General features: G+C 70.0%; 17 protein-coding genes and 1 pseudogene. 5 read left to right on the forward strand and 13 right to left on the reverse strand.

The features are described from left to right. From QSK25_RS21775 to QSK25_RS21825, 11 genes are all read right to left on the reverse strand, one after another. Complete coding sequence (locus QSK25_RS21775; protein ID WP_285640714.1) at window positions 1-786, reverse strand: SDR family NAD(P)-dependent oxidoreductase; 786 nt, start codon at window positions 784-786, stop codon at window positions 1-3. A gap of 15 nt (window positions 787-801) precedes the next feature. Then, window positions 802-1293 carry a methylated-DNA--[protein]-cysteine S-methyltransferase gene (locus QSK25_RS21780; RefSeq protein WP_502881877.1) on the reverse strand — a complete coding sequence of 164 codons (492 nt, stop codon included), beginning with the start codon at window positions 1291-1293 and terminating at the stop codon, window positions 802-804. A gap of 32 nt (window positions 1294-1325) precedes the next feature. Then, entirely contained in the window at window positions 1326-3140 is a 1815-nt protein-coding gene (locus QSK25_RS21785) for a glycoside hydrolase family 3 protein (RefSeq protein ID WP_285640718.1), read from the reverse strand. A 20-nt stretch (window positions 3141-3160) separates the two neighbouring features. After that, window positions 3161-4732, reverse strand: a complete 1572-nt coding sequence (locus QSK25_RS21790) for a glucoamylase family protein (protein ID WP_285640719.1) — start codon at window positions 4730-4732, stop codon at window positions 3161-3163. Between the two features lie 20 nt (window positions 4733-4752). Continuing rightward, window positions 4753-5562 (reverse strand): carbohydrate ABC transporter permease, encoded by an 810-nt coding sequence (locus tag QSK25_RS21795; protein WP_285640720.1) that lies wholly within the window; start codon window positions 5560-5562, stop codon window positions 4753-4755. A 1-nt stretch (window position 5563) separates the two neighbouring features. Further along, on the reverse strand, window positions 5564-6460 hold the full coding sequence (locus QSK25_RS21800; RefSeq protein WP_285640722.1) for a carbohydrate ABC transporter permease: 897 nt from the start codon (window positions 6458-6460) through the stop codon (window positions 5564-5566). Further along, window positions 6457-7731: a sugar ABC transporter substrate-binding protein gene (locus QSK25_RS21805; protein ID WP_285640724.1), complete on the reverse strand. Its 1275-nt coding sequence runs from the start codon at window positions 7729-7731 to the stop codon at window positions 6457-6459. Before QSK25_RS21805 ends, QSK25_RS21800 begins: the two co-directional genes overlap by 4 nt. A 46-nt stretch (window positions 7732-7777) precedes the next feature. Continuing rightward, on the reverse strand, window positions 7778-8794 hold the full coding sequence (locus QSK25_RS21810) for a LacI family DNA-binding transcriptional regulator (protein WP_285640725.1): 1017 nt from the start codon (window positions 8792-8794) through the stop codon (window positions 7778-7780). A gap of 550 nt (window positions 8795-9344) precedes the next feature. Further along, complete coding sequence (locus QSK25_RS21815; RefSeq protein WP_502881878.1) at window positions 9345-10970, reverse strand: glycerol-3-phosphate dehydrogenase/oxidase; 1626 nt, start codon at window positions 10968-10970, stop codon at window positions 9345-9347. A 23-nt stretch (window positions 10971-10993) separates the two neighbouring features. Continuing rightward, complete coding sequence (gene glpK / locus QSK25_RS21820; protein WP_285640727.1) at window positions 10994-12511, reverse strand: glycerol kinase GlpK; 1518 nt, start codon at window positions 12509-12511, stop codon at window positions 10994-10996. Between the two features lie 22 nt (window positions 12512-12533). Next, window positions 12534-13289 (reverse strand): MIP/aquaporin family protein, encoded by a 756-nt coding sequence (locus QSK25_RS21825; protein ID WP_285640728.1) that lies wholly within the window; start codon window positions 13287-13289, stop codon window positions 12534-12536. A 242-nt stretch (window positions 13290-13531) separates the two neighbouring features. Between QSK25_RS21825 and QSK25_RS21830 the strand changes: the two genes are divergently transcribed. Continuing rightward, a complete protein-coding gene (locus tag QSK25_RS21830) occupies window positions 13532-14296 on the forward strand; it encodes an IclR family transcriptional regulator (RefSeq protein ID WP_285640730.1) in 765 nt (254 codons plus the stop codon). Between the two features lie 25 nt (window positions 14297-14321). Beyond that, the gene (glpK, locus tag QSK25_RS21835) at window positions 14322-15815 is read left to right on the forward strand and encodes a glycerol kinase GlpK (RefSeq protein WP_285640756.1); all 1494 of its coding nucleotides are present in this window, start codon (window positions 14322-14324) and stop codon (window positions 15813-15815) included. Between the two features lie 30 nt (window positions 15816-15845). On the opposite strand, the gene QSK25_RS21840 is transcribed toward glpK (QSK25_RS21835), so the two are convergent. Further along, window positions 15846-17222 (reverse strand): aminopeptidase P family protein, encoded by a 1377-nt coding sequence (locus QSK25_RS21840; RefSeq protein WP_285640757.1) that lies wholly within the window; start codon window positions 17220-17222, stop codon window positions 15846-15848. A gap of 108 nt (window positions 17223-17330) precedes the next feature. Here QSK25_RS21840 and QSK25_RS21845 point away from each other — a divergent pair, with 108 nt between their 5' ends. Beyond that, entirely contained in the window at window positions 17331-18275 is a 945-nt protein-coding gene (locus tag QSK25_RS21845) for a LysR family transcriptional regulator (RefSeq protein ID WP_285640731.1), read from the forward strand. A gap of 22 nt (window positions 18276-18297) precedes the next feature. Here QSK25_RS21845 and QSK25_RS21850 read toward each other — a convergent pair whose 3' ends face one another. Beyond that, window positions 18298-19683, reverse strand: a complete 1386-nt coding sequence (locus QSK25_RS21850) for a collagenase (protein WP_285640732.1) — start codon at window positions 19681-19683, stop codon at window positions 18298-18300. A gap of 197 nt (window positions 19684-19880) precedes the next feature. On the opposite strand from QSK25_RS21850, the gene QSK25_RS21855 reads away from it, so the two are divergent. Next, window positions 19881-23006 carry a glycosyl hydrolase 2 galactose-binding domain-containing protein gene (locus QSK25_RS21855; protein ID WP_285640733.1) on the forward strand — a complete coding sequence of 1042 codons (3126 nt, stop codon included), beginning with the start codon at window positions 19881-19883 and terminating at the stop codon, window positions 23004-23006. Between the two features lie 62 nt (window positions 23007-23068). After that, a pseudogene (locus tag QSK25_RS45425) lies at window positions 23069-23167 on the forward strand (IS982 family transposase); the annotation flags it as partial.

Here is a 23167-nt window from a genome sequence, read left to right on the forward strand (position 1 = left end):
TCAGCGCAGGTACGAGGCCCCGTTGAGGTCGAGGACCGCACCCGAGGCCCACTGAGCCCCCGGCGAGGCCAGGTGCACGATCGCCGCCGCGACCTCCTCGGGTGTGCCGACCCTGCCGAACGGGCTCTGCCCGCGCACCCCGTCGCCCTCGGCGCCGCCGAGCTTCGCGGCCTGGCGTTCGGTGGCGACGAACCCCGGTGCCACGGACGTCACCGAGATCCCGTGCGGCGCCAGCGTGATCGCCGCCGACTGCCCGAACGCGTGCAGCGCGGCCTTGCTCGCCGCGTAGGCCGGGTGGTCGGCCTCGCCCCGGAACGCACCCCGCGAGCCGACGTTGACGATCGCGCCGGGCACACCCCGTTCGACCAGATGCCGCGCCACGGCCCAGGTGACGTTCACGGCGCCGTGCAGGTTGACGGCGAACATCTGCTGCCACGCGCCGGTCCACACGTCCCACTCCGCCTCGCCGACGCGGTGCCGGTTGCTCGCTGTCGGGGCGACGGCGGCGTTGTTGACGAGCACGTCGACCGCGCCGAGCCGATCGACGGCTTCCGCGACGAGGGTGCGGGCGGCCTCGGGGTCGGCGAGGTCGCCACCGAGCACCGCGTGCCCGTCGCCGCGGAGCAGGGACAGCGTTTCCTCGGCGTCGTCACGCCGGCTGCTGCAGTGGACGGCGACGCGGTGCCCGAGTTCGGCGAACGCCCGCGCCGTCGCCCTGCCGATTCCGCGGGACGCGCCCGTCACCAGCACTGCGCTGTTCTCCACTTTGGCACTGTTCTCCGCCATGCTCCGCACCGTACGTCAGAACAGGCGGCCGTCCTCCTCGGCGGGCGGCTCCTCCAGCTCCAGCAGGTACCGCTTGCGCCGCAACCCGCCCGCGTAGCCGGTGAGCGTTCCCTTCGAGCCGACCACCCGGTGGCACGGCACGATGATGCTGATCGGGTTCCACCCGTTGGCGTTCCCGACGGCCTGGGCCGCGGCGGGATCACCGAGTGCGGCGGCCAGCTGCCCGTACGTCCGCGTCTCGCCGTACGGAATCGCGATCAGCATCTCCCACACGCTCCGCTCGAACGCCGACCCGCGCGGCGCGAGTTCCAGGTCGAACGTCCGCCGCGTGCCCGCGAAGTACTCGTCCAGCTGCCGCCGGACCTCGTCGAACCCGGCGTCCGACGCGGGGCCGAAGTCGAGGCGCGGGGTGCGCAGGTGGCCGTCGAAGTAGAGCCCGATCAACGCGGTGCCGTCGCCGACGAGCGTGAGCGGCCCGACCGGGGAGGAGATGACGGTGTGGTGCATTCCGCGCATTCTCCTCCCCCGCCGGGAGGCCCCTACAGGCCGTGGCCGAACGGGAAGAGCGGGTCGTCGTAGCCCGCGACGTCCTCGGGGTGCCGCCGCACCTGCTCCATCGACCGGGGCAGGTCGAACGGCAGCCGTCCCTCCGGCGCGATGACACCGGTCAGCGCGTCGGCCAGCGCCTCGTCCGTGGAGCCGTAGCTGACCACGACGGTCGAGGCGAGGGGCAGCAACGGCGTCAGCACCGCGGGCCGGTCCAGCGTCACGTCGAGCACCAGCGGGCAGACCGCCGCGATCCGCGCCAGCCGCGAGGCCAGTCCTGGCTGGAACTCCAGCGATCCCTGGTGGAACCACGACTCCAGGAACAGGTCCGCCCTCGGGTCGAACGGCGCCATCAGCCGCACCAGCGCGAGGTCGGCCTCTTCCGGGGTGGCGACGACAGTGCCGAACCGTCCCGCGACCTCCGCGGAGAAGTTCTCCACGTACAGCTTCAGCCCTTGCGGCAGGGGCAGCGAGCCCTTCTGCAGGACGGTCACCGACCGGGCCTGCGCGGCGTGGCCCTCGTCGCGGAAGTCCTGCCGTCCCACGACTTCCGCCGCGCGGTCCTCGTCCACGAACGGGTTGTCGAACAGCCCCAGGCGGAACTTCACCGCCAGCAACCGGCGCGCCGACTCGTCGATCCGTTCCTCGGTCACCCGGCCCTGCGCGACCAGCTCCAGCAGGACGTCCACGCACTCCTCGCCGCCGAACTGGTCGGCGCCCGCCTCGAGGATGAGTTCCATGCGCCCCAACGCGTCCAGGTGCTCGACGCCCCACGCGCGGGCGGGCAGCACCTTGTCGCCGACGTGGTTGTCCATGACCAGTTCCCAGTCGGTCAGCACCACGCCGTCGAACCCGAGACCCTCGCGCAGCATGCCCGTGACGACCTGCTTGTTGTAGCCGAACCCGACCTCGTCGATGGCCTCGCCGCCGACCTCCAGCCCGACCGGCATCCCGTAGTACGGCATCACCGCGGCGGTCCCGGCGTCGATCACGGCCTTGAAGGGCGCCATGTGGTCGTCGAACCGGCCACCGGGGTAGACCTGCTCGCGCCCGTACGGGAAGTGCGCGTCCTCACCGTCCTTCTGCGGGCCGCCGCCGGGGAAGTGCTTGCTGGTGCAGGCCACCGACTCCGGCCCGAGTTCCGGGCCCTGGAACCCGCGCACGTACGCGACGGCCAGTTCGGCGGTCAGCGCGCTGTCCTGGCCGAACGTGCCCGCCTGACGGGCCCAGCGCGGTTCGGTGGCGAGGTCGATCGCCGGGTGCAACGCGCACCGGATGCCGGCCGCCACGTACTCCTGACGGGCGACGTCCGCGAAGCGTTCGACCAGCTCCGGTGAGCGCAGCGCCGCCAGTCCCAGCGACTCCGGCCACTGCGAGAAGGCCTTGGCGCTGAACGACACCCCGGCGTTCTCGAGGAACGCGTGCCGGGGGTCGGTGGAGATCGTCACCGGGATGCCGTGCGGGGTGCTCTCGGCGATCAGCTGGAGGTTGTTGTACCAGCGCGCCGCCATCCGCGCGTCGTGCAACGCGTGGACGTTGAAGTGGCTCAGGTGCTTCTGCGTCACCACGACGCTCGTCGGCGACTTGCTGATGTCACCGGGTGCTTCCTTGACCGTGCCGTCGGTGCCCGCCTCGATGACGGTGTGGAACAGCAGGCCTGCCTTCTCCTCCAGCGACAGGCGCCCCAGCAGGTCGGCGACCCGGTCGGCCACCGGCAGGCGCGGGTCCTCGAAGGGGTCCATCACGCCGTTGCCGTTGAGGTCGCGGTACTCGACGCCGTCCTCGGAGATCAGCCGTACGGGCCGCATTCCCTTACCTCCTGAGATTTTCAGACTCGGCTCGCGCCGAACTCCTCGACACCGATCACCGGGCGCAGCGCGCGTTCGACGGCCGGTGTGCTGAACGCCCTGCGGATGACGTCACCGCACAGGACGTTCCCGATCGCCCCCATGACCATCGCCTGGTCCAGGGAGAGGTAGCGGCGGGCGATGGTGCCCGACCGGACGGCGACGGCGTCGAAGAAGCCGCCCCTGCCGTACGCGCGCAGGTCGTCCTGGACGCGCGCGAGGTTCGCGAACGCCTCGTCGCGTTCGTGCATCATCGCGAGGAACGCGGCGTGCGGCGTGACCACGCCGTCCCCGTACGCCGGTGTCGGCGCGGTGGCGGGACGGCAGGTGCCGAAGCCGACGTCGTAGTTGGTCATCTCCTGGTCGGAGAAGTAGCCGTTGGCGCCGTTGCCCGGTTCGGTGCCGGGGCCCATGCCGAGCGCGTCGACGCCGTACTCGCGGTAGCCGCCGGCCGGGTTGCTGGACGGGCTGAAGCCCCAGAAGCCGTACTTCGCTTCCAGGAGACCGTGTTCGCGTTGCGCGCGGACGTGCAGCGGGTGGTTGCGGCCCCACGACTTCGGCGCCCACTTCGCTTCCGGCACGAAGACGTCCGGCATGAGCTCCTCGAACATCGACCCGCCCCAGCCGGGCACGATGCGCATGCCGCGATAGGTGTAGGCGCCCTCGAAGACCTCGATGCCGTGGTAGGTCCGGTTCTCCCCCACCGGCTGCATCTCGTGCCACGACCAGTCGCACGACGCCGGGAACGTCCGCCACATCGCGAAGTACTGCTTCGGCGGGACCTGCCCGGTGATGATGCCGAGGTAGCTGGTGATGCGGGTTTCCGACACCGTCGTGTCGTAGTGGTGGTCGGTGAGCCACACGGGCTCGCCGCCGATGTGCGTGCCCTGGTAGACGCCGCCGGGCCGGTCGTGGTCGAACGGGAAGAACCCGCCGTGGATCAGGCCTCCCGGACGCACGGCGGGGTGCGCGGGGTCGTCGCCGGGGTTGTAGAAGGCGTCCCACCGCATCCGGGCGAAGATCCGGCGCGCGAGGTCCGCCGCCGCCCGGTCCGCGCCCGCCACGACCAGCAGGGCCGCGCCGAGCCAGCCGTTGTCGACGCTGGAGCAGAACGGGTGCACGACGGCGCCCGTGCCGGGCCAGGCCCGCAACGCCTCACCCGTCTCCTCGTCGTACCAGTTGTAGTACATGCCGCTCGCGGTGTGGTGCTCCATCCGGTCCAGAGTGGACAGAGTGCGGACGAGCCGCGCGGACGCCTCTTCCCTGCCGATGAAGCCGAGTTCACGGGCCACGACCGTGGACCACAGGTAGCCGCCGACGTTGGTCGGCGAGGTGTAGCCGGACCGGTCGCCCGCCGCGAGCGACTCGGGGATGTTGTCGGCGGGCAGCCCCGTGCCCGACGGGGTCATGGCGACGAGGCTGCGCCAGGTGTCCTTCGCCCAGCCCCGGACCCGGACCGGGTCGAAGCGCCGGGGCGCGGCGGTGGCGGAGACGGCGGGTGCGGCGAGCGCGACGGCGCTGCCGAGGAGCAGGGTTCGGCGGGTGAACGTCACAGGAGTCCCCTTTGGACCTCTCACTTGATGCCGGTGGTCGCGATGCCTTCGATGAAGCGCCGCTGGAAGACGAGGAACACGAGCAGCACGGGGACGACGACGATCGTGGCCCCGGCGAGGAGCAGGCCGTACTGGATGGAGTTCTGCCCGGTCGAGTACAGGGCGAGCGCGACGGGCAGGGTGAACTGGCTCTCCTGCTGCGCCACCACGAGCGGCCACAGGAAGTTGTTCCAGCTGCCCAGGAAGGTGAGGATGCCGAGCGTGGCGAGCGCGGGCCCGCACAGCGGCAGGATGATCCGCGCGAAGATCCGGATCTCGCCGGCGCCGTCGACCCGCCCGGCGTCGAGCAGTTCCCCCGGCAGGCCGGAGATGAACTGGCGCATCAGGAACACGCCGAACGGCGAGACGAGGAACGGCAGGATCAGGGCGGGCAGCGAGTTCGCGAGACCGGCGTTCACGACGAGCACGTACAGCGGCACGAACGTGACCACGCCGGGGATCATCAGCGTCGCCATGACGATCGTGAACAACAGCTTCTTGCCCCGGAAGTCGAGCATGGCGAGCGCGTAGCCGACCGCCGAGCAGAACAGCAGGTTCCCCAGCGTCACCGCCACCGCGACGACCGCCGAGTTGAAGAAGTACGTGCCGAACTGCAGGCGGGAGAACAGCTGCGTGTAGTTGTCGAGCGAGGCGCTGTCAGGCCACCACGTCGGCGGGTTGCGCAGGATCTCGCCCTCGCCCTTGAAGCTGCCGAGCACCATCCAGGCGAACGGCGCGACGACGGCGACGAACGCGACCGTGAGCGGCAGGTACAGCCAGCGGTTCTTCACGTCAGCTCCTCTCCCGCAGCAACCGGAACTGGATCGCCGTGACGATCGCGATCACGACGAAGATCAGATAGCTCATGGCGGAGGCGAAGCCGTAGTTGCCGAAGCCGAACTGCTTGTAGGTGTACATCGTCGCGGAGATGGTCGAGTTGAGCGGGCCGCCGTTGGTCATGACGAACGGCTCCTCGAAGAACTGCAGGTATCCGATCGCCGTCGTCACCGACACGAACAGCAGCGTGGGCCGCAGCAACGGCAGCGCGATGTGCCGGAACCGCCGCACAGCGCCCGCGCCGTCGATCGACGCGGCCTCGTGCAACGACTGGGGCACCGCCTGCAACCCTGCCAGGAAGATGATCATCGCCGTGCCGAAGTTGCGCCACGCGGCCATGAGGATCATCGCCGGCATCGCCCAGTCCGGGTCGCCGAGCCAGTTCGGGCCCTCGACGCCGACCCAGCCGAGCATGGTGTTGATCAGCCCGTACTCGTCCTGCAGCAGGAACCGCCACACCACCGCGATCGCGACGATCGACGTGATCACCGGCGTGTAGAAGCCGAGCCGGAAGAACGCCCGGAACCGGGTGATCCCCTTGTCCAGCACCACGGCGGCGGTGAGCGCGATGACCAGCGTCAGCGGCACGCCGACCAGCACGAAGTACGCGGTGTTGGCCGCGGCCGTGCGGAAGAGCGGGTCGCCGAACGCCTGGACGTAGTTGTCGAGCCCGACGAAGTCCACCGCGAACGGCGTGCGCAGGTCGCGGTTGCGGGTGTCGGTGAAGCTCATGAACAGCGACTGCACCACCGGCCACGCCGTGAACACCGCGAACAGCAGGCAGAACGGGAGGATCAGCAACCACGCCGCCCGTTCTGCCCCGCGGCGGCGCAGCGTCACGGACGAGCTCACTTGCCGGTACCGATGGAGTCGGCCGAGGCCTGGGCGGCCTTGAGCGCGGCCGCCGCGTCGGAACCGGAGCGCGCCACCTTCTCGACCTCGGTGTCGAGCGCGGTGATCGCCTGCTCCCAGGTGGGGAACGTGGGCGGCGACTGGGCCGTGTCGAGCTGCTTGCCGAACGTCGCGAGCTTGGTGTCGGCGGTCAGCGCCGGGTCCTGCCACGCGCTCTTCACCGACGGCAGGTCGGTCGAGGACTGGTACCACTTGACCTGCGTCTTGGCGTCCGCGAGCCACCGCACGAACTTCCAGGCGGAGTCGCGGTTCTCGCTCTCCTTGAACACCACGAAGTTCGAGCCGCCGACGAAGCTCGACGACGTCTTCTTGGTCGGCATCGGCATGACGTCGTACTTGTCCTTGAAGCCCTCGCCGCCGACCTTCTCGACCGCGGACATCATCCAGGGGCCGGAGATGAACATCGGCACGCGACCGCTCGCGAAGTCCGGTTCGGTCGTGGGCTGCGCGGGTGCTTCCTTGTCCGCGATGCCCTCGGAGAAGAAGGAGCCGTAGTACTCCAGCGTCTCCTTCATCTCGGGGCTGTCGAAGTTGTAGGCCTTGCCGTCGTCCTTGGTCAGCTCGGCGCCGTTGGACCAGGCGAACGGCAGCAGCGACTGCCACGACCCGGTGCCGCCGGGCTGCAGGCCGATGCCCCACTTGGCGCCGGCCTTGGCCTGCAACGCCTTGGCCATCTCCTTCACGCCCGCCCAGTCCCTCGGCGGCGTCTCGAACCCGGCCGTCCTGGCGAGGTCCTTGCGGTAGTAGAGCAACCGGGTCTCGACGTACCAGGGGATGCCGAACGACGTCCCGTCCACCTCGGTCGTCTTCTGCGCGCCCTCGAAGAACGCGCCCTTGTCGATCGACGACGGCGTCGGGTCGAGCGCGCCCATCCCGGCGAACTCACCCATCCACGTCGACCCGACCATGGCCGCGTCCGGCGCCTGCCCCGCCGTGATCGCCGAGGTGAACTTGTTGTGCGCGGAGTCCCACGGGATCGCGGTCACCTGCACGTCCACGCCGGGGTTCGCGTCCTCGAACTCCTTGGCGAGCGCCGGGAGCTTCTCGCCCTCCGCCCCCATGGCCCACACGGTGATCGTCCCGGTGGCGGGTCCCGAGCCGATCTCCGCCCCCGTCTGCCCGCCGCCCTGGGAGTCCTCGCGCCCGCATGCGGCCAGCACCAGCACCAGGGCGGTCACGCTCGCGAGCATCTTGGAAGTGCTGCGCGCCATCGGCTTCTCGCTTCCTCTCGGCGTTCGTCTCAAGTGGACTGCGGCGTCAGCAGCCGCAGGAGGAGCGCACGACGAGCTGCGTGGGCAGTGTGCGCGCGTCCGACCGCGCCGCCTCACCACCGACCAGCTCGTGCAGCCTGGTGGCCGCCAGCGCTCCGAGCTCGTGCACGGGCTGACGCACCGTCGTCAGCCCCGGCCTCACGTACCGCGAGGTCATGACGTCGTCCCAGCCGACCACCGCCACGTCGCCGGGCACGCTGCGTCCCGCGTCCTGCAACGAGGTCATGACCGACAGCGCCAACTCGTCGTTGGCGCACATCAACGCGTCCGCCTCCAGCTCACCGTTCAGCAGTCGCCGCGCGACGACGAGACCGTCGGCCTCGTTCAACGCGACCCGCACCGGTTCGGCCGCCGTGAGTCCGCGATCCCGGTGCGCGGCGACGAATCCCGCGTACCGGTCGCGGATGTCGGGCCCGCTGTCGGGGTCGCCGACGAACAGCACCCGCCGCCGTCCGTGGCCGAGCAGGTGCCCGGCCAGTTCCCGCGCGCTCTCCAGGTTCTCCGCCGACACCGCCTCGACCCCGTCACTCGCTTCTCCGGCGATGACGACGACGGGTTTCTTGGCGCGCAACAACCGCACCACGTCCCCCGAGGCCGCCGACCCGAACACCGCGATGGCGTCGACCCGCGTGGCCAGCTGCCGCACGGCGGCGGCCAGGTCGGTCCGGCTGTCGGTGAGCACGAGCACGACCGACTGCGCCAGTTCCGCGGCCCGCGCCTCGAACCCCATGAGCAGCTCGGCGTAGTAGGGACCGGACAGCTCCGGCAACACCAGGCCGTGCGCCTCGTGGTGCCGGACGGCAAGACTGCGCGCGGCACCGAGCGGCACGTACCCGAGTTCCTCGACGGCGGCCAGCACCTTCTGCTTCGTGGTCTCGGCCACGACCGTCGCACCCTGCAGGACCCGCGAGACGGTGGCGATGCTGACGCCGGCGTGCTCGGCGACCGAGTAGATGGTCGCCCCCGCGGACCTGGCCTCGGGTGAGGCCTGTTGCTTGCCCATACGCGCTGCCTGCCGCCTCTGTCGTCGCTGACTGTTCATGTAAGCGCTTACATGTCACTCTTTGTTATGTAAGCGCTTACATTCGGCTGTTTCGGCAAATATAGGCACGTGATGCGGACCGGCACAAGGGCGGCGACGGCCGCACATGGGTCCCACGAGAAGAAAAGCCCAGCTCAGAGGACTGGATTTCAAATCGGACACGGCCCACGGGCTCCAGCACCCGCGCCGCCGAACACCTCAGTCGCCCACGAAAACGCACCGCGACTGGACCACGAACGCGGGCCGATCCACCGCTATTTCGTGATCATGACAGTCATCGGCCCCTCGTCCACGAACTCACTGGACGTCCTGCTGCACCAGTCCCCCGCCATCCCCAGGGCTTCGCGGGCCTGGTCGCCACCGTCACGATCCCGCCGACGACCCCGGATCGGGCCCGCACCGGCACTCCGGGCCGGCGAGGCGTTCTCCGAGCCAGGCGCGCGCACTCAACCGGCAGCCCAACCGACGAACGCGACCGGCCCCGCTGGAACAGGAACCAGCTCGCCGCGACCTACCGCCGGTTCCCGGCCCGACCCGCCGGCGCGACATCAGCCAGGTAAGCCTCGACAGCAGCGTCACGTTCGCCCGGAGACCACCCCAGCGGACCCGCGATCAGCGACGCGACCTCCCCCGCCACCGACGCGCCGAAGTCCAGGTGCTCCATGGCGACGCGGGTCCGCCGAGCCAGCACGTCCTCCAGCCCCAACGCCCCTTCGTGGGTGACCGCGTACACGATCTCCGCCGCCAGGTACCCGGCGACCGGCGCCCCCAACGACGGGTCCTGCGCGACCAACGCCAGCACATCCGACACCGCAGAGCCGTACCGCCCCAACAGCCGCTCCACAGTGGACGTGGGCAGGCCGGACTCCGCAGCGATCCGAGCCCGGTCCGCCCACAGCTCTTGGAACCCGACCGCCCCGCACAGGGGCAGCCGAGCGGTCAACGAAGGCGCGACCGCCCGCCCCAACCCGGCCACAGCAGCGTTCACCACGTCAGCGGCCATCACGCGGTACGTCGTGTACTTGCCGCCGGCGATCACGAAGAACCCGGGCTCCGGCTCGGCCACGGCGTGCTCACGCGACAACTTGGAGGTGTCGCTGGAGGCACCGGCGAGCAACGGACGCAGCCCCGCGTACGTCCCAACGACGTCCTCGACGGACAACGGCGTCCGCAGCACAGCGTTCACGTGGTCGAGGATGTAGGAGACGTCCTCAGCGGTGGCCGAAACGTCCTCCGGCGCGCCGGAGTAGGGCGTGTCCGTGGTACCGATGATCCAGTAGGCGCCCCAGGGAATCACGAACAGCACCGACTTCTCGGTCTGCGTGATCAACCCACCGTCCAGCGAGATGCGCGACCGCGGCACCAGCACGTGCACGCCCTTGGACATCCGCACGTGGAACGGCGGCGCACCGGGCGACATCGAGTTCAGCGAGTCGGTCCACACGCCGGTAGCGCTGATCACGCGCCGAGCGCGCACCACGTGCGTCACGCCGGAGAGTTCGTCCCGCACCGAAGCCCCGGAAACCCGGCCGTCCGCCCGGAGCAACGACGTGACCCGGGCCCGCGAGACGACGGTCGCACCGTGCTGAGCCGCGGTACGGACCACAGTGGCGACAAGCCGCGCATCGTCCATCTGCGCGTCGTAGTACCGGATCGCGCCGGCGAAGGCAGAAGAGTCGAGCGACGGCCCGACGGCCGCCATCCGGCGACGGGAGAGGTGCCGGTGCATCGGAACGGCACCGGCCCCGCCGATCGAGTCGTACAGCAGCACGCCCGCGCCGACGTACGCGCGCTCCCACTGCTTCTTCAACGGGAAGAGGAACGGCACCGGCCGCACGAGGTGCGGTGCGAGCCGGCGCAGCAACAACCCGCGTTCCTTCAGAGCTTCCCGGACCAGCTTGAACTCCAGCTGCTCCAGGTACCGCAGCCCGCCGTGGACGAGCTTGCTGGACCGGCTCGACGTGCCCGCCGCCCAGTCGTCGGCCTCGACCAGCGCCACGGAGAGGCCGCGCGACGCCGCGTCGAGAGCAGCACCCGCGCCGACCACACCTCCTCCGACGACGAGTACGTCGAACTCCGTGCTGCCCAACGCCTCCAGGGAGTGGGCACGCCGAGCCGGATCCAGCCTCGCGAACAACTTCAGCTCCTCAGCAGAAAGGACTAGCGGACGTCGTCGTCGACCCAGTCGAACGACTTGGTGACGGCCTTCTTCCAGTTGCGGTACTGGCGCTCGCGCTCGTCGGCGTCGGCCTCGGGCGTCCAGCGCTTGTCCTCGGCCCAGTTGGCGCGCAGCTCGTCGAGCCCCGACCAGTAGCCGACGGCGAGGCCGGCGGCGTACGCGGCACCGAGGGCGGTCGTCTCGGCGACGACCGGGCGGACCACGGGCACGTCGAGGACGTCCGCCTGGAACTGCATGAGCAGTTCGTTGGCGACCATGCCGCCGTCGACCTTCAGCTCGGTCAGCGGCACACCGGAGTCGGCGTTCATGGCGTCCAGCACCTCGCGGGTCTGGAACGCCGTCGCCTCCAGCACGGCACGGGCCAGGTGACCCTTGTTGACGAACCGGGTCAGGCCGACGACGGCACCGCGGGCGTCCGAACGCCAGTACGGCGCGAACAGACCGGAGAACGCGGGCACGAAGTACGCACCGCCGTTGTCCTCGACCGAGGCGGCGAGAGTCTCGATCTCCGGCGCCGAGCCGATGATGCCGAGGTTGTCGCGCAACCACTGCACCAGCGACCCGGTGACCGCGATGGAGCCTTCCAGCGCGTAGACGGGGGCCTCGTCGCCGATCTTGTAGCAGACGGTCGTGAGCAGACCGTTCTTCGAGGCGACCTTCTCCGTGCCCGTGTTCAGGAGCATGAAGTTGCCGGTGCCGTAGGTGTTCTTGGCGGTGCCGGGCTCGTAGCAGGCCTGGCCGAACGTCGCGGCCTGCTGGTCGCCGAGGATGCCCGCGATCGGCACGCCCTTCAGCACTCCGCCGGGACCACCGTTGCCGTACACCTCGGAGGAGGACCGGATCTCCGGCAGCATGGACACCGGGATGCCCATCTCACCGGCGATCTCGGTGTCCCACTGGAGCGTGTCGAGGTCCATCAGCATGGTGCGCGACGCGTTGGTGACGTCCGTGGCGTGCACGCCGCCGTTGGGGCCACCGGTGAGGTTCCACAGCGTCCACGTGTCGGTGTTGCCGAACAGCAGGTCGCCCGCCTCGGCGCGCTCACGGGCGCCCTCGACGTTGTCGAGGATCCAGCGGATCTTGGGACCGGAGAAGTAGGTCGCGAGCGGCAGGCCGACCTTCGCCTTGTAGCGGTCGGCGCCGCCGCCCAGCGCACCGAGCTCGTCGACGATCGCCTGGGTGCGGGTGTCCTGCCAGACGATGGCGTTGTAGACGGGTTCGCCGGTGTTCTTGTCCCACACCACCGCGGTCTCGCGCTGGTTGGTGATGCCGACGGCGGCGAGGTCCCCGGTGTTGAGGTCGGCCTTCGCGAGCGCCTGACCGATCACGAACCGGGTGTTCTCGGAGATCTCCACCGGGTTGTGCTCGACCCAGCCGGCGCGCGGGAAGATCTGCTCGTGTTCCTTCTGGCCCACGGCGACGATGGAACCGCTGTGGTCGAAGATGATCGCCCGCGTGCTGGTCGTGCCCTGGTCGACGGCGAGAACGTACTGCGACATCGAAGAAGTCCTTTCCGGAGAGTCAGAACGCGATGGAGGCGATCACACCGGCGAGCGCGCCACCGATGATCGGGCCGACGACCGGCACCCAGGCGTAAGCCCAGTCGGAGTCCTTCTTGCCGATCTCCGCACCCTCGGTGCCCTTGTAGGACATGGGCAGCAGGGCGTGGGCGACGCGCGGACCGAGGTCACGGGCGGGGTTGATCGCGTAACCGGTCGGGCCGCCCAGGGAGGCACCGATGCCGACGACGAGCAACGCGACGGCCAGCGGGCCGAGCTGCGACGGGGTCTTGGCGAACGCGAGGACCACGAAGACGAGGACGAACGTGCCGATGATCTCGCACACCAGGTTCCAGGCGTAGCTGCGGATCGCCGGGCCGGTGGAGAAGACGGCGAGCTTGAGACCGTGGTCGTTGGTCTCCTCGAAGTGCGGCTTGTAGGCGAGCCACGCGACGACGGCACCGAGGAACGCGCCGAGGAACTCACCGGCGAAGTAGACGAGCGTCGAGCCGAAGCTGACGGGAACACCAGGCGCGTAGTCGGCCGCACCGCTGGTGAGAATGCCGATCGTCACCGCAGGGTTGAGGTGAGCACCCGACTTGAAGGCGACGTACACACCGGCGAAGACACCGAGACCCCAGCCGAAGTTGATCAACAGCCAACCGCCGTCGAAACCCTTCGACTTGGCGAGCAGCACGTTGGCCACCACGCCCGCACCCATCAACAGCAAGACTGCCGTACCGAGCACCTCGCTGAGGAACACTGACCCGAGACCCACGCTGGCCTCCCATTCGACTCTGAACGGCTGATCACCCCGTGGTGATTGAGGCGGAACGTATGAGTGTCTGAACAGCTGTTCAACAGGCGCGTTTCGACAATGTCGACACCTGCTGCCCACGATCGCGTGACTGATCCGTCACGCTGCGCGCAGACAAGGCGTTTCAGGCCCGTGTCCAGGGGTGACGGGCGTCGTAGCTGTTCGACATTGCCGACACGGGTCGTCTCAATTACGTTTCTCGCGTGCCGGGACCCATCCAGTCGATCGAACGCGCCGCCGCCGTGCTGCGGCTGCTCGCGCGTGGCTCCGGCCACCACGGTCTCACGGAGATCGCCGACTCGCTCGGTCTCGCGCGCGGCACCGCGCACGGGATTCTCCGCACGCTGCAACGGGTCGAGTTCGTCGAGCAGGATCACACGACCGGCCGCTACCGCCTCGGCGCGGCCCTGCTGCACCTGGGCACGTCCTACCTCGACGCCAACGAACTGCGTTCTCGATCGATCAACTGGGCCGACACGCTCGCCGCGCGGTCGGGTCAGGAAGTGCGGATCGGGATGCACCACGACGGCGCCGTGCTCGTCGTGCACCACGTGTTCCGTCCCGATGACTCCGTGCAAACCCTCGGCATCGGCGCGATGCTGCCGTTGCACGCGACGGCGCTCGGCAAGGTGCTGCTCGCCTACGACCCGGATCTGTCGGCGGCCGCACGCCGGCGGGAGCTGACGTCGTTGACGCGCCGCACGATCACGCGCACCCAGATGCTGGAGCGCGTGCTGACCGAGGTGCGCGGGCAGGGCTGGGCGGGCGAGGCCGAGGAGTACATGCCGGGCGAGGCGAGCATCGCCGCGCCGATCCGCATCCCCGGCGGCCTGGTGGTCGGCGCGATCGGCATCTCGGGTGCCGCCGACCGGCTGTGCGACGCGACGGGCCGTCCACGTGCGACCCTGGTGCGGCAGGTCGTCCAGGCAGCGGACTCCGTCACCACGTCCCTCGTCGACGAGAACTGAAGGGCTCGCCGTGCAACGGTTCGTAATGGCGATCGACCAGGGCACGACGTCGACGCGCTGCATCGTGTTCGACCAGAACGCCCGCCTCGTCGCGGTCGCGCAGCGCGAGCACCGGCAGTACCACCCGCGGCCCGGCTGGGTGGAGCAGGACGCCGTGGAGATCTGGCGCAACGTCGACCGGATCGTGCCGCAGGCGTTGCGGCAGGCGGGGATCACGGCCGAGCAGGTCGTCGCGATGGGCATCACGAACCAGCGCGAGACGTTCGTGCTGTGGGACCGGCACACGGGCGTCCCGATCGGGCGGGCCATCGTCTGGGAGGACATCCGGACCGAGGAACTCGTTGCGCGGCTCGGCGAGCAGCCCGGCATCGAGGAGGTCCGCGAACGGTGCGGGTTGCCGTTGGCGACCTACTTCTCGGCTCCTTCGCTGCGGTGGATGCTCGACCACACGGCCGGGCTGCGCGCCAAGGCCGAACGCGGTGACGTCCTGTTCGGCACGATGGACACCTGGCTGATCTGGAACCTCACCGGCGGGGTCAACGGCGGCCTGCACGTGACGGACGTGACCAACGCGTCGCGGACGATGCTGATGAACCTCTCGACGCGGCAATGGGATCCGATGCTGCTGGAGTTCTTCGGCGTGCCCGCCTCGATGCTGCCGGAGATCCGGCCGTCGACGGAGATCAGCGGTGTCACGACCCGCGTGGTGCCGGGGATCTCGATCACGGCGGCCCTCGGCGACCAGCACGCCGCGTTGTTCGGGCAGACGTGCTTCGAGAAGGGATCGATCAAGGGCACCTACGGCACCGGTGGCTTCCTGCTGATGAACACCGGCACGGAACTGGTGCGGTCGAAGCACGGGCTGCTGACGACGATCGGGTACCAGATCGGCGGCGAGCCCGCGTACGCGCTGGAGGGATCGATCGCCGTCGCCGGGTCGCTGGTGCAGTGGTTCCGCGACAACCTCGGGCTGATCCACAGCGCGCCCGAGATCGAGACGCTCGCGCGCACGGTCAAGGACAACGGCGGCTGCTACATCGTGCCCGCGTTCTCCGGGCTGTTCGCGCCGCACTGGCTCGCGCAGGCGCGCGGCCTGGTCGTCGGGCTCACGTCGTACATCAACAAGGGGCACCTGGCGCGGGCCGTGCTGGAGGCGACGGGCTGGCAGACGCGCGAGGTCGTGGACGCGATGAACGCGGACCTGGGTGCGCCGACGCCGGTGCTGAAGGTGGACGGCGGGATGACCGCGGACCACCTGCTGATGCAGTTCATCGCGGACGTGCTGGACATCCCGGTGCAACGGCCGCTCGTCGCCGAGACGGTGTCGCTGGGCGCCGCCTACGCCGCCGGGCTGGCGGCCGGGTACTGGCCGGACCTGGAGGGGTTGCGGCGCAACTGGCACCTCGCCGCGCGGTGGAACCCGGCGATGGACGCCGGGTACCGCGAGGCCGAGTACGCGAACTGGAAGCGGGCCGTGGAACTCACGTTCGCGTGGGCCCGCTCCAGTCCGTCTACTTAGGAGCGCCGCTGCTCGCGCCGGGCCGCTCCACTAGGAGCGTTGCTTCCTCACCCATGCGCTGACGTCGTCGGCGGCGATCGGCAGCGCGTCCGACAGGATGTCCGCGCCGGTCGACGTGACGACCAGGTCGTCCTCGATGCGCACACCGATGCCGCGCAGCTCCGGCGGCAGCGTCTCGTCGTTCGGGTGGAAGTACAGGCCCGGCTCGACGGTGAGCGCCATGCCGCGTTCGAGGATGCCCTGCTGGTAGGTCTCCTGGCGGGCGTCGGCGCAGTCGTGCACGTCGAGGCCGAGGAAGTGGCCGGTGCCGCAGACGATGTAGCGGCGGTGGTGCTGGCCGGACGGGTCGAGCGCCTTGTCGACGCTCACCGGCAGCAGGCCCCAGTCGTGCAGGCCCTCGGCGAGCACGCGCATGGCGGTGTGGTGGAAGGCGCTGTAGTCGTTGCCCGGCCGGACCTCCGCCAACGCCGCGACGTGCGACCTGTGCACGAGGTCGTAGACCTGGCGCTGCGGCTCGCTGAACTCACCGCTGACCGGGAACGTGCGGGTGACGTCGGCGGTGTAGAGGGAGTTCATCTCGACGCCGGCGTCGAGCAGGAGCAGGTCGGCGTCGTTCACGCGGCCGTCGCAGCGCGTCCAGTGCAGGACCGGCGCGTGCGGGCCGGCGGCGACGATCGAGGTGTAGCCGGGGCCCTTGCCCTCGGTGCGGGCCCGGCGGTCGAACGTGCCCTGCAGCCAGCGCTCTCCCCCGCCGCGCACGGCCTGGCCGAGTTCCATGGCGACGTCGGCGAAGCCCTTGACGGACGCGTCGACGGCCTGGCGGAGCTGGTCGACCTCCCAGTCGTCCTTGATGCGGCGCAGCTCGGCGAGGGTGGTGCGGAGCTCGTCGCTGTGGCCGCCGGTGAGCGCGTCGAGCAGCGGGTCGACGCCCTGCGCCGTGAGCGTCTGCGGGTGGCGGCCGCGCAGCGCGTTCGCGAGGTCTTCGAGGGGCCGGGCCGTGATGCCGAGCGCGGCGCCCCACTCCTTCGGTCCGGCGGCGGCGCCGATCCAGAACGGGCTGCGGTCGGCGTCACCGAAGAAGTCGACGCTGTGGGTCTCGCTGGGCACCGGCACGAACAGCGTGGCGTCGTCGTCGGTGAGCACCAGCACGGCGCCCTCGACCTGGCACCCGGTCAGCCACACGAAGTCGCTGTCGGCGCGGAACTCGTGGAACGTGTCGTTGGACCGGACGTGGGCCCGTCCCGCGGCGAGCGCGATCCGCTTGCCGGGCAGCGCGGCGGTGAGCCTGGCGCGGTGGGCCGCGGCGGCCTCGGCCGTGCCCTTGGGCAGGTCGATCGCGCTGTCCCAGTCACCCCAGCCGTCGCGGATGTACGTGCGGAATCCGTCCGCGTCCACCAGTTTCGCCATGTCGCGGCGTGTCCGAGCCAATTCGGGTCCTTCCAGAGTGGTCCTGCCTGCCACCCTCCCCCCACCCGGAGGGATCCCGCCAATCCGGAACGGGGATAGCCTCAGGCTATGGAACTGGAGATCCGGCACCTGCGGGCGATCTGTGCCATCGGCGACGCGGGCTCGCTGTCGCGCGCGGCCACCCAGCTCGGCATCTCCCAACCGTCCCTGACGACCCTGCTCCAACGGGTGGAACGCCTGGTGGGAGGCCGTCTGTTCGACCGCGGCCGGGCCGGTGCCGAACCCACGGCCCTGGGGGCGCAGATGCTGCAACGGGCCCGGTTGCTGCTGGTGGAACTGGACGCGTTCGGCTCGGACATGGTGCAACGGGGCGGACCGACCCGCCTCGGCTCGGTGCACATGGAGTGCGTCGGGCCGCTGTACACGCGCCTGGAGCAGGTGCTGGACGACATCACGCTGGTGGTCGACCCGTCGTCGACCGGTCTGGCGCTGGCGTTGGCGAACGGGCACCTCGACGCCGCGGTGATCGCCGTCGACGAGGACGGCGACCTGGGCCTGCCGCGTGGGGTGGCGCAACGGATCGTGGTGCCGTGGGTGCCGGTGTTCATCGCGGTTCCCGCCGGTCACCGGCTTGCCGCCCGTTCGGAGATCGAGCTGGCGGACCTGGCGGGCGAGTCGTGGGTCGGGCCTCCCGGCGCCGAGGACGGGTCGTTGACGGCGTTGCGGGCGGCCTGCCGGGCGGTGGGGTTCGTGCCGCGGATCCGGTTCGAGATGCCGAGCGGTGCCGGGCGTCAACTGATCGCGGCGGGCAAGGCGGTGCAGCTGGTGGAGCCGACGTCGCAGGGTGGTCCGGGGGTGGCGGTGCGCCCGCTGGCGGGGGCGCCGATGCGGATGCGGCTGGTGTTCGCGTGGCGGCGGGAGCGGCTGACCTTCCGCCAGGCCAGCCGCGTGTTCACCGAGGTGCTGGAGGCCTACGCGGAGCAGGCGGTGGCGAGCCCGGCGTTCCGGCCCTGGTGGGAGGAACGGGGGGCCGCTCTCACCTCGGCGGACTGAGCCTCCGGCCGCGCCGTCACCTTCAGCTCAGCGTCCCGAGCCACCCGTACCAGTCGCTGTCGTACCTCGACCCGATCACCCTGCCCAGGTGGTCGCGAGCACCGGCCCAGTCACCCACCCGGTAGTCCGCGAGCACCGCCGCGACGTCCTGCGGGTGCTTCTCCACCAGGTACCGCACGGCCAGATAACCCCAGTTGTAGACCCGCGTGGAGTCGTGGTCGTAGGTGGTGTCGAACAGGGTGCTCAGCGCGTACGTCTTCTTCTTCGCCTCGGCCAGCGCGTCGGCGTAGACCTCGCCCCGGTAGCTGTACGACAGGTACTCGGCGAACCCCTCGATCCACCACACCGTCGGCGTGGTCATGTTCGACTCGAAGTCGCCGTGCAGGTCGAACCGGCCGTCGAGGTAGTGGGTGTACTCGTGGTTGAGGTTCCAGATGGCGAACGTCGGCAGCCAGTCGGCCTCGTGCGCGATGAACCGCGCCTGATTCAGCGCCGGATCGCCTTCGAGGTACATGCCGCCGTTGTTGGTGGAGATGTCGAACAGCACGCCCGCGTACGTCCGGTAGTCGTTGGACGTGTTGAAGACGACGACTTCGAGTGACGTGTTGTTGTCGCCGGCAACGGGTCCCGGGTCACGCACGACGCGATGGAACGCCGCGTCCTGGTTGGCCAGCGACGTGCAGGTCTGCCGCAGTTGCGCCTGGGTCAGCTGCTGGGCGCGCACCTTCACCGACGCGCTGCACGTGTGCCGGACGGTCAGCACGCGCCGGTCGATCTGCGCGCGGAAGTCACAGGTGCCGTAACGGCGGCAGTTCGCCTTGTCGTACCAGTCGACCATTTCCGCGACACCCACCCACATCGGAGCCAGGCGGCCGACGACGTCCGCACGCGAGGCCATGTCGGCGAGCAGCGGACGCGCGTGCAGAGCGAGGTCGTTGTACTGCAGGAACCTCCCGAGCTCTCGGGTGGCGTTCTGGACCTGGTACTGGCGGTCGGTGCCGAAGAGGTCCTGGTGGCGCACGACGAACCGCCACAGCGCGCGCAGGATCTCCGGATCGGCGCGCACGGCCGTGACGAACTCCGGATAGCTGTGGCCGTAGTAGAGAAGGAGCATTCCGGCGTGCACGGTCGCGTCGTCGGAGGGGGTGTAGTTGTCGAGGACGCGGACCAACGCGCGCAGTTCGGCCGGGTAGTCGGTGACGGCGGCGGTGTGGATGGTCGAGTCGGGGGCTTCGCCGGGGTGCAGGTCGCGAGCCACGGCAGGCGGCAGCAACGGGCTGGTCGGCTGACCGGTCACACGGACCGTCTCCGGTCGGCCGGAGGGCGAGGTGCCGGCGGGAGCGGCGGTGGCGTGGACCGGCACCAGCAAGCCGGCCGACAGCGCCACCACCAGGGCGAGTGATCTCATCGGGTCCTCCGAAGCAGGGGTTCGAGGTGCCCAGAGCGTCACACCGCCCACAGCGCGGCGATCATCTCTTCCGCGCATAGCTCGCCACTATGGGAACGTTCACGACAACCTTGTCATCTTGTCTCGCTTGTCCTCTTGACCCTCGCTCGGGCAGCCCACGATGGTGGTCGGCGGGCGCCTGATCGCATGGAGAGTCGATGTCGCACGAGCTTTCCCGCCCCGTCTCCCCCGCCGCCCGGGAGAAAGCGGCCCGCGAGGTGGTCGACCTCGCCCGCAACCGGCCCGTCCGCGTCACGTCCACCGCCCACGCCGCCACACCGGCGCAGTTCATCACGGACGGGTTGCAGCAGGTCGGGGTGCGCGGGTCCGGGTGGCGGGCGGCGAACGGCGACCCGCAGCAGGTCACGGTCGACCTGCAGGCCGTCTGCGAGGTCGAGGCGTTCGTGCTGGTCTTCGAGGCGGGGCTGGACGACCCGACGTTCGTGCCCGTGCCGACCTACCAGCCGCGCAACGACACCACCGGCGACGAGGTCCTCTCGGCCGCCGCGCTCACCTACGCGATCGAACTCAGCACCGACGACGAGACGTGGCGCGAGGTCCTCCGCACCGACGACGGCCAGGGCGCGGAAACCAGGATCCAGCTCGACGAACCGGCCACCGCGCGGTACGTGAGGCTCAGCCTGAGCCGCCCGTCGAACGGCAACCCGTTGGGTCTCAACGGCTTCCAGGTCCACGGCACCGGCGAGCAGCCGAGCGCGAAGGGCTGGACCGACTGGCGGAGCACCGTGCGACCGCCCGCCCTCAAGCCCGGAGCGGACAACACGGCCGAACTCCACAGCGGCTGGCACCTCACGATGGACGACTTCGCCGGCACCACCGACGGCGCCGCACTCGCACAGCCGCACGTCGACACGTCGAAGTGGCTCGACGCGACGGTCCCCGGCACGGTCCTGACATCGCTCGTCGACCAGGGCCACCTTCCCGACCCTGCGCTCGCCCTGCACAACACGGCGATCCCGGAGGCGCTGTCCAGGCACTCGTGGTGGTACCGCCGCGCGTTCGACCTGCCCGAGAGCTTCCGGAACCGCACGGTGTGGCTCGAACTCGACGGCGTCATGCAGCACGCCGAGATCTGGCTCAACGGCACCAGGATCGGGGACGTCACCAACCCGTTCGTGCGCGGCTCGTTCGACATCACCGCGGCGCTCACAGACGGCACCCAGGTACTGGCGCTGCGGCTCAACCCGATGAAGCACCCCGGCAGCCCGACCGACAAGGGCGGCGACGGCGGCGCGTTCCCGAACTCCGGTCAGCTCTACCTCGACTCCCCCACCTACCTCTGCATCTCGGGCTGGGACTGGATGCCCGCCGTGCGCGACCGCGGCACCGGCCTCTGGGACCACGTCCGGCTGCGCGCCACCGGCCCCGCGACCCTGGGCGACACCCGAGTCGTGACATCGTTGTCCCCAGACCACCGGACCGCCGACGTCACGATCAGCGTGCCCGTCCGCAACACCGGCACCGCCGCCCTGCCCGTCACGCTGCAGGCGCGGTTCGACGGCACGAAGCTCGCCCAGACCGTCACGCTCCCGCCCGGAACCACCGAGGTCACCCTCCCCACCCACCGGATCACGAACCCGAAACTGTGGTGGCCCAACGGGTACGGCGACCCGAACCTCTACGACCTCACGGTCACCGTCACGACCGACGGCGCGGAGAGCGACCAGCGCACCACCCACTTCGGCGTCCGCGAGTTCACCTACGAGCACGAGGTGCCGATCGAGTTCCCGCCCGCCGGCAACGCCGTCACCCGGACCATCGACCAAGGCAGCACCGCGCCGAGGCCGTTGAAGATCCGCGTGAACGGCGTCCCGGTCTTCTGCCGCGGCGGCAACTGGGGCTTCGACGAACTGCTGCGCCGCATGCCCGCCGAGCGCATGGACGACCTCGTCCGGCTGCACCGCGACCTGAACTTCACGATGATCCGCAACTGGATCGGCAGCAGCAACCGCGCCGAGTTCTTCGAGGCCTGCGACCGGCACGGCATCCTGGTGTGGAACGACTTCTGGGTCGTCGGCCACTTCCCCGACGACATCCCGGACTACCTCGAGACCGCCCTGGACACCGTCACCCGCTACCGCCACCACCCGAGCATCGTCGTGTGGTGCGGCGCGAACGAGGCCTCCCCGCCGCCCAACACCGACGCGGGCCTGCGCAAGGTCGTCACCGAGCAGCACACCGACGTCCACTACCAGAGCCACTCGGCCGACGGCAGCGTCTCCGGCCACGGCCCGTACCACTGGGTCGAGCCCGCGAAGTACTTCGACCCCGCCACCTACGACACGTCCAGCTTCGGCTTCCACACCGAGATCGGCATGCCGACCGTCCCCGTGGCCGAGACGATGCGCGCCCTCGTCGGCGACGAACCGTCGTGGCCGATCGGCGACGTCTGGTACGCCCACGACTGGTGCACCGGCGGCAACCAGCGCCCGCAGCTCTACCAGGCCGCCGTCGACGCCGGGCTCGGCGAGTCCGCGAGCATGGAGGAGTTCTGCCGCAAGGCCCAGTTCGTGAACTACGAGAACATGCGGGCGATGTTCGAGGCCTGGAACGCCAACCTCTGGGACGACGCCTCCGGACTGCTGCTGTGGATGTCACACCCGGCGTGGCACTCCACCGTCTGGCAGACCTACGACTACGACATGGACGTCAACGGCACGTACTTCGGCGCGAAGAAGGCGTGCGAACCACACCACGTCCAGGCCAGTTCGGACAGTTGGCGGGTCACGGTCCTCAACCACACCACCACGTCCCTGCGCGGCCACGTCGAAGCAACGGTGCACGCGCTGACCGGAGAGGTCCTGAGCACCCAGCGGACCGACGTCGAGGCGGGCCCGTCCGCGAAGGCCGACCTGTTCACCGTCACCCCGCACGACTCACCGCTGCACCTCGTGCGGCTGCGCCTGTTCGACCGCGACCGCCTGCTCTCCGAGAACACCTACTGGCGTCACCGGACTCCGGCGGACCTCCAGGGCCTGAACTCGGTCCGCACCAGGATCTCCACCGACGTCGGCACCACCCGCCGCGATGGCGACCGCCGCACGCTCGAGGTGAAGGTGCGCAACACCGGCGAGGTCGTGGCCGCGATGACGCGGATCGGGCTGCGCGACCGGCGGTCGGACACCCGCGTGCTGCCGACGTTCTACAGCGACAACTACCTGTGGCTGCTGCCCAGGGAGACCCGCGAGGTCACGCTGTCCTGGCACCGGCGCGACCTCACCTCCGAACAGCCCCGCGTGACCGTCGAGGCCTACAACGCCTAGATGAGTAAGTCCTAAGCATGGGCGGTGTCTGGAGACAGACGAAGGGTGTTCAAGATCAGTTTGTGAGGACCGACCTGAACACCCTTCTGACCGCACTCTACGTCAAGATCGATGACCACCTGGGCAGACCCGCTCGGACCGGTCGGCCACCCCGGCTCACC

The sequence above is a fragment of the Lentzea sp. NBRC 102530 genome, from assembly GCF_030269365.1.
GTDB lineage: Bacteria > Actinomycetota > Actinomycetes > Mycobacteriales > Pseudonocardiaceae > Lentzea.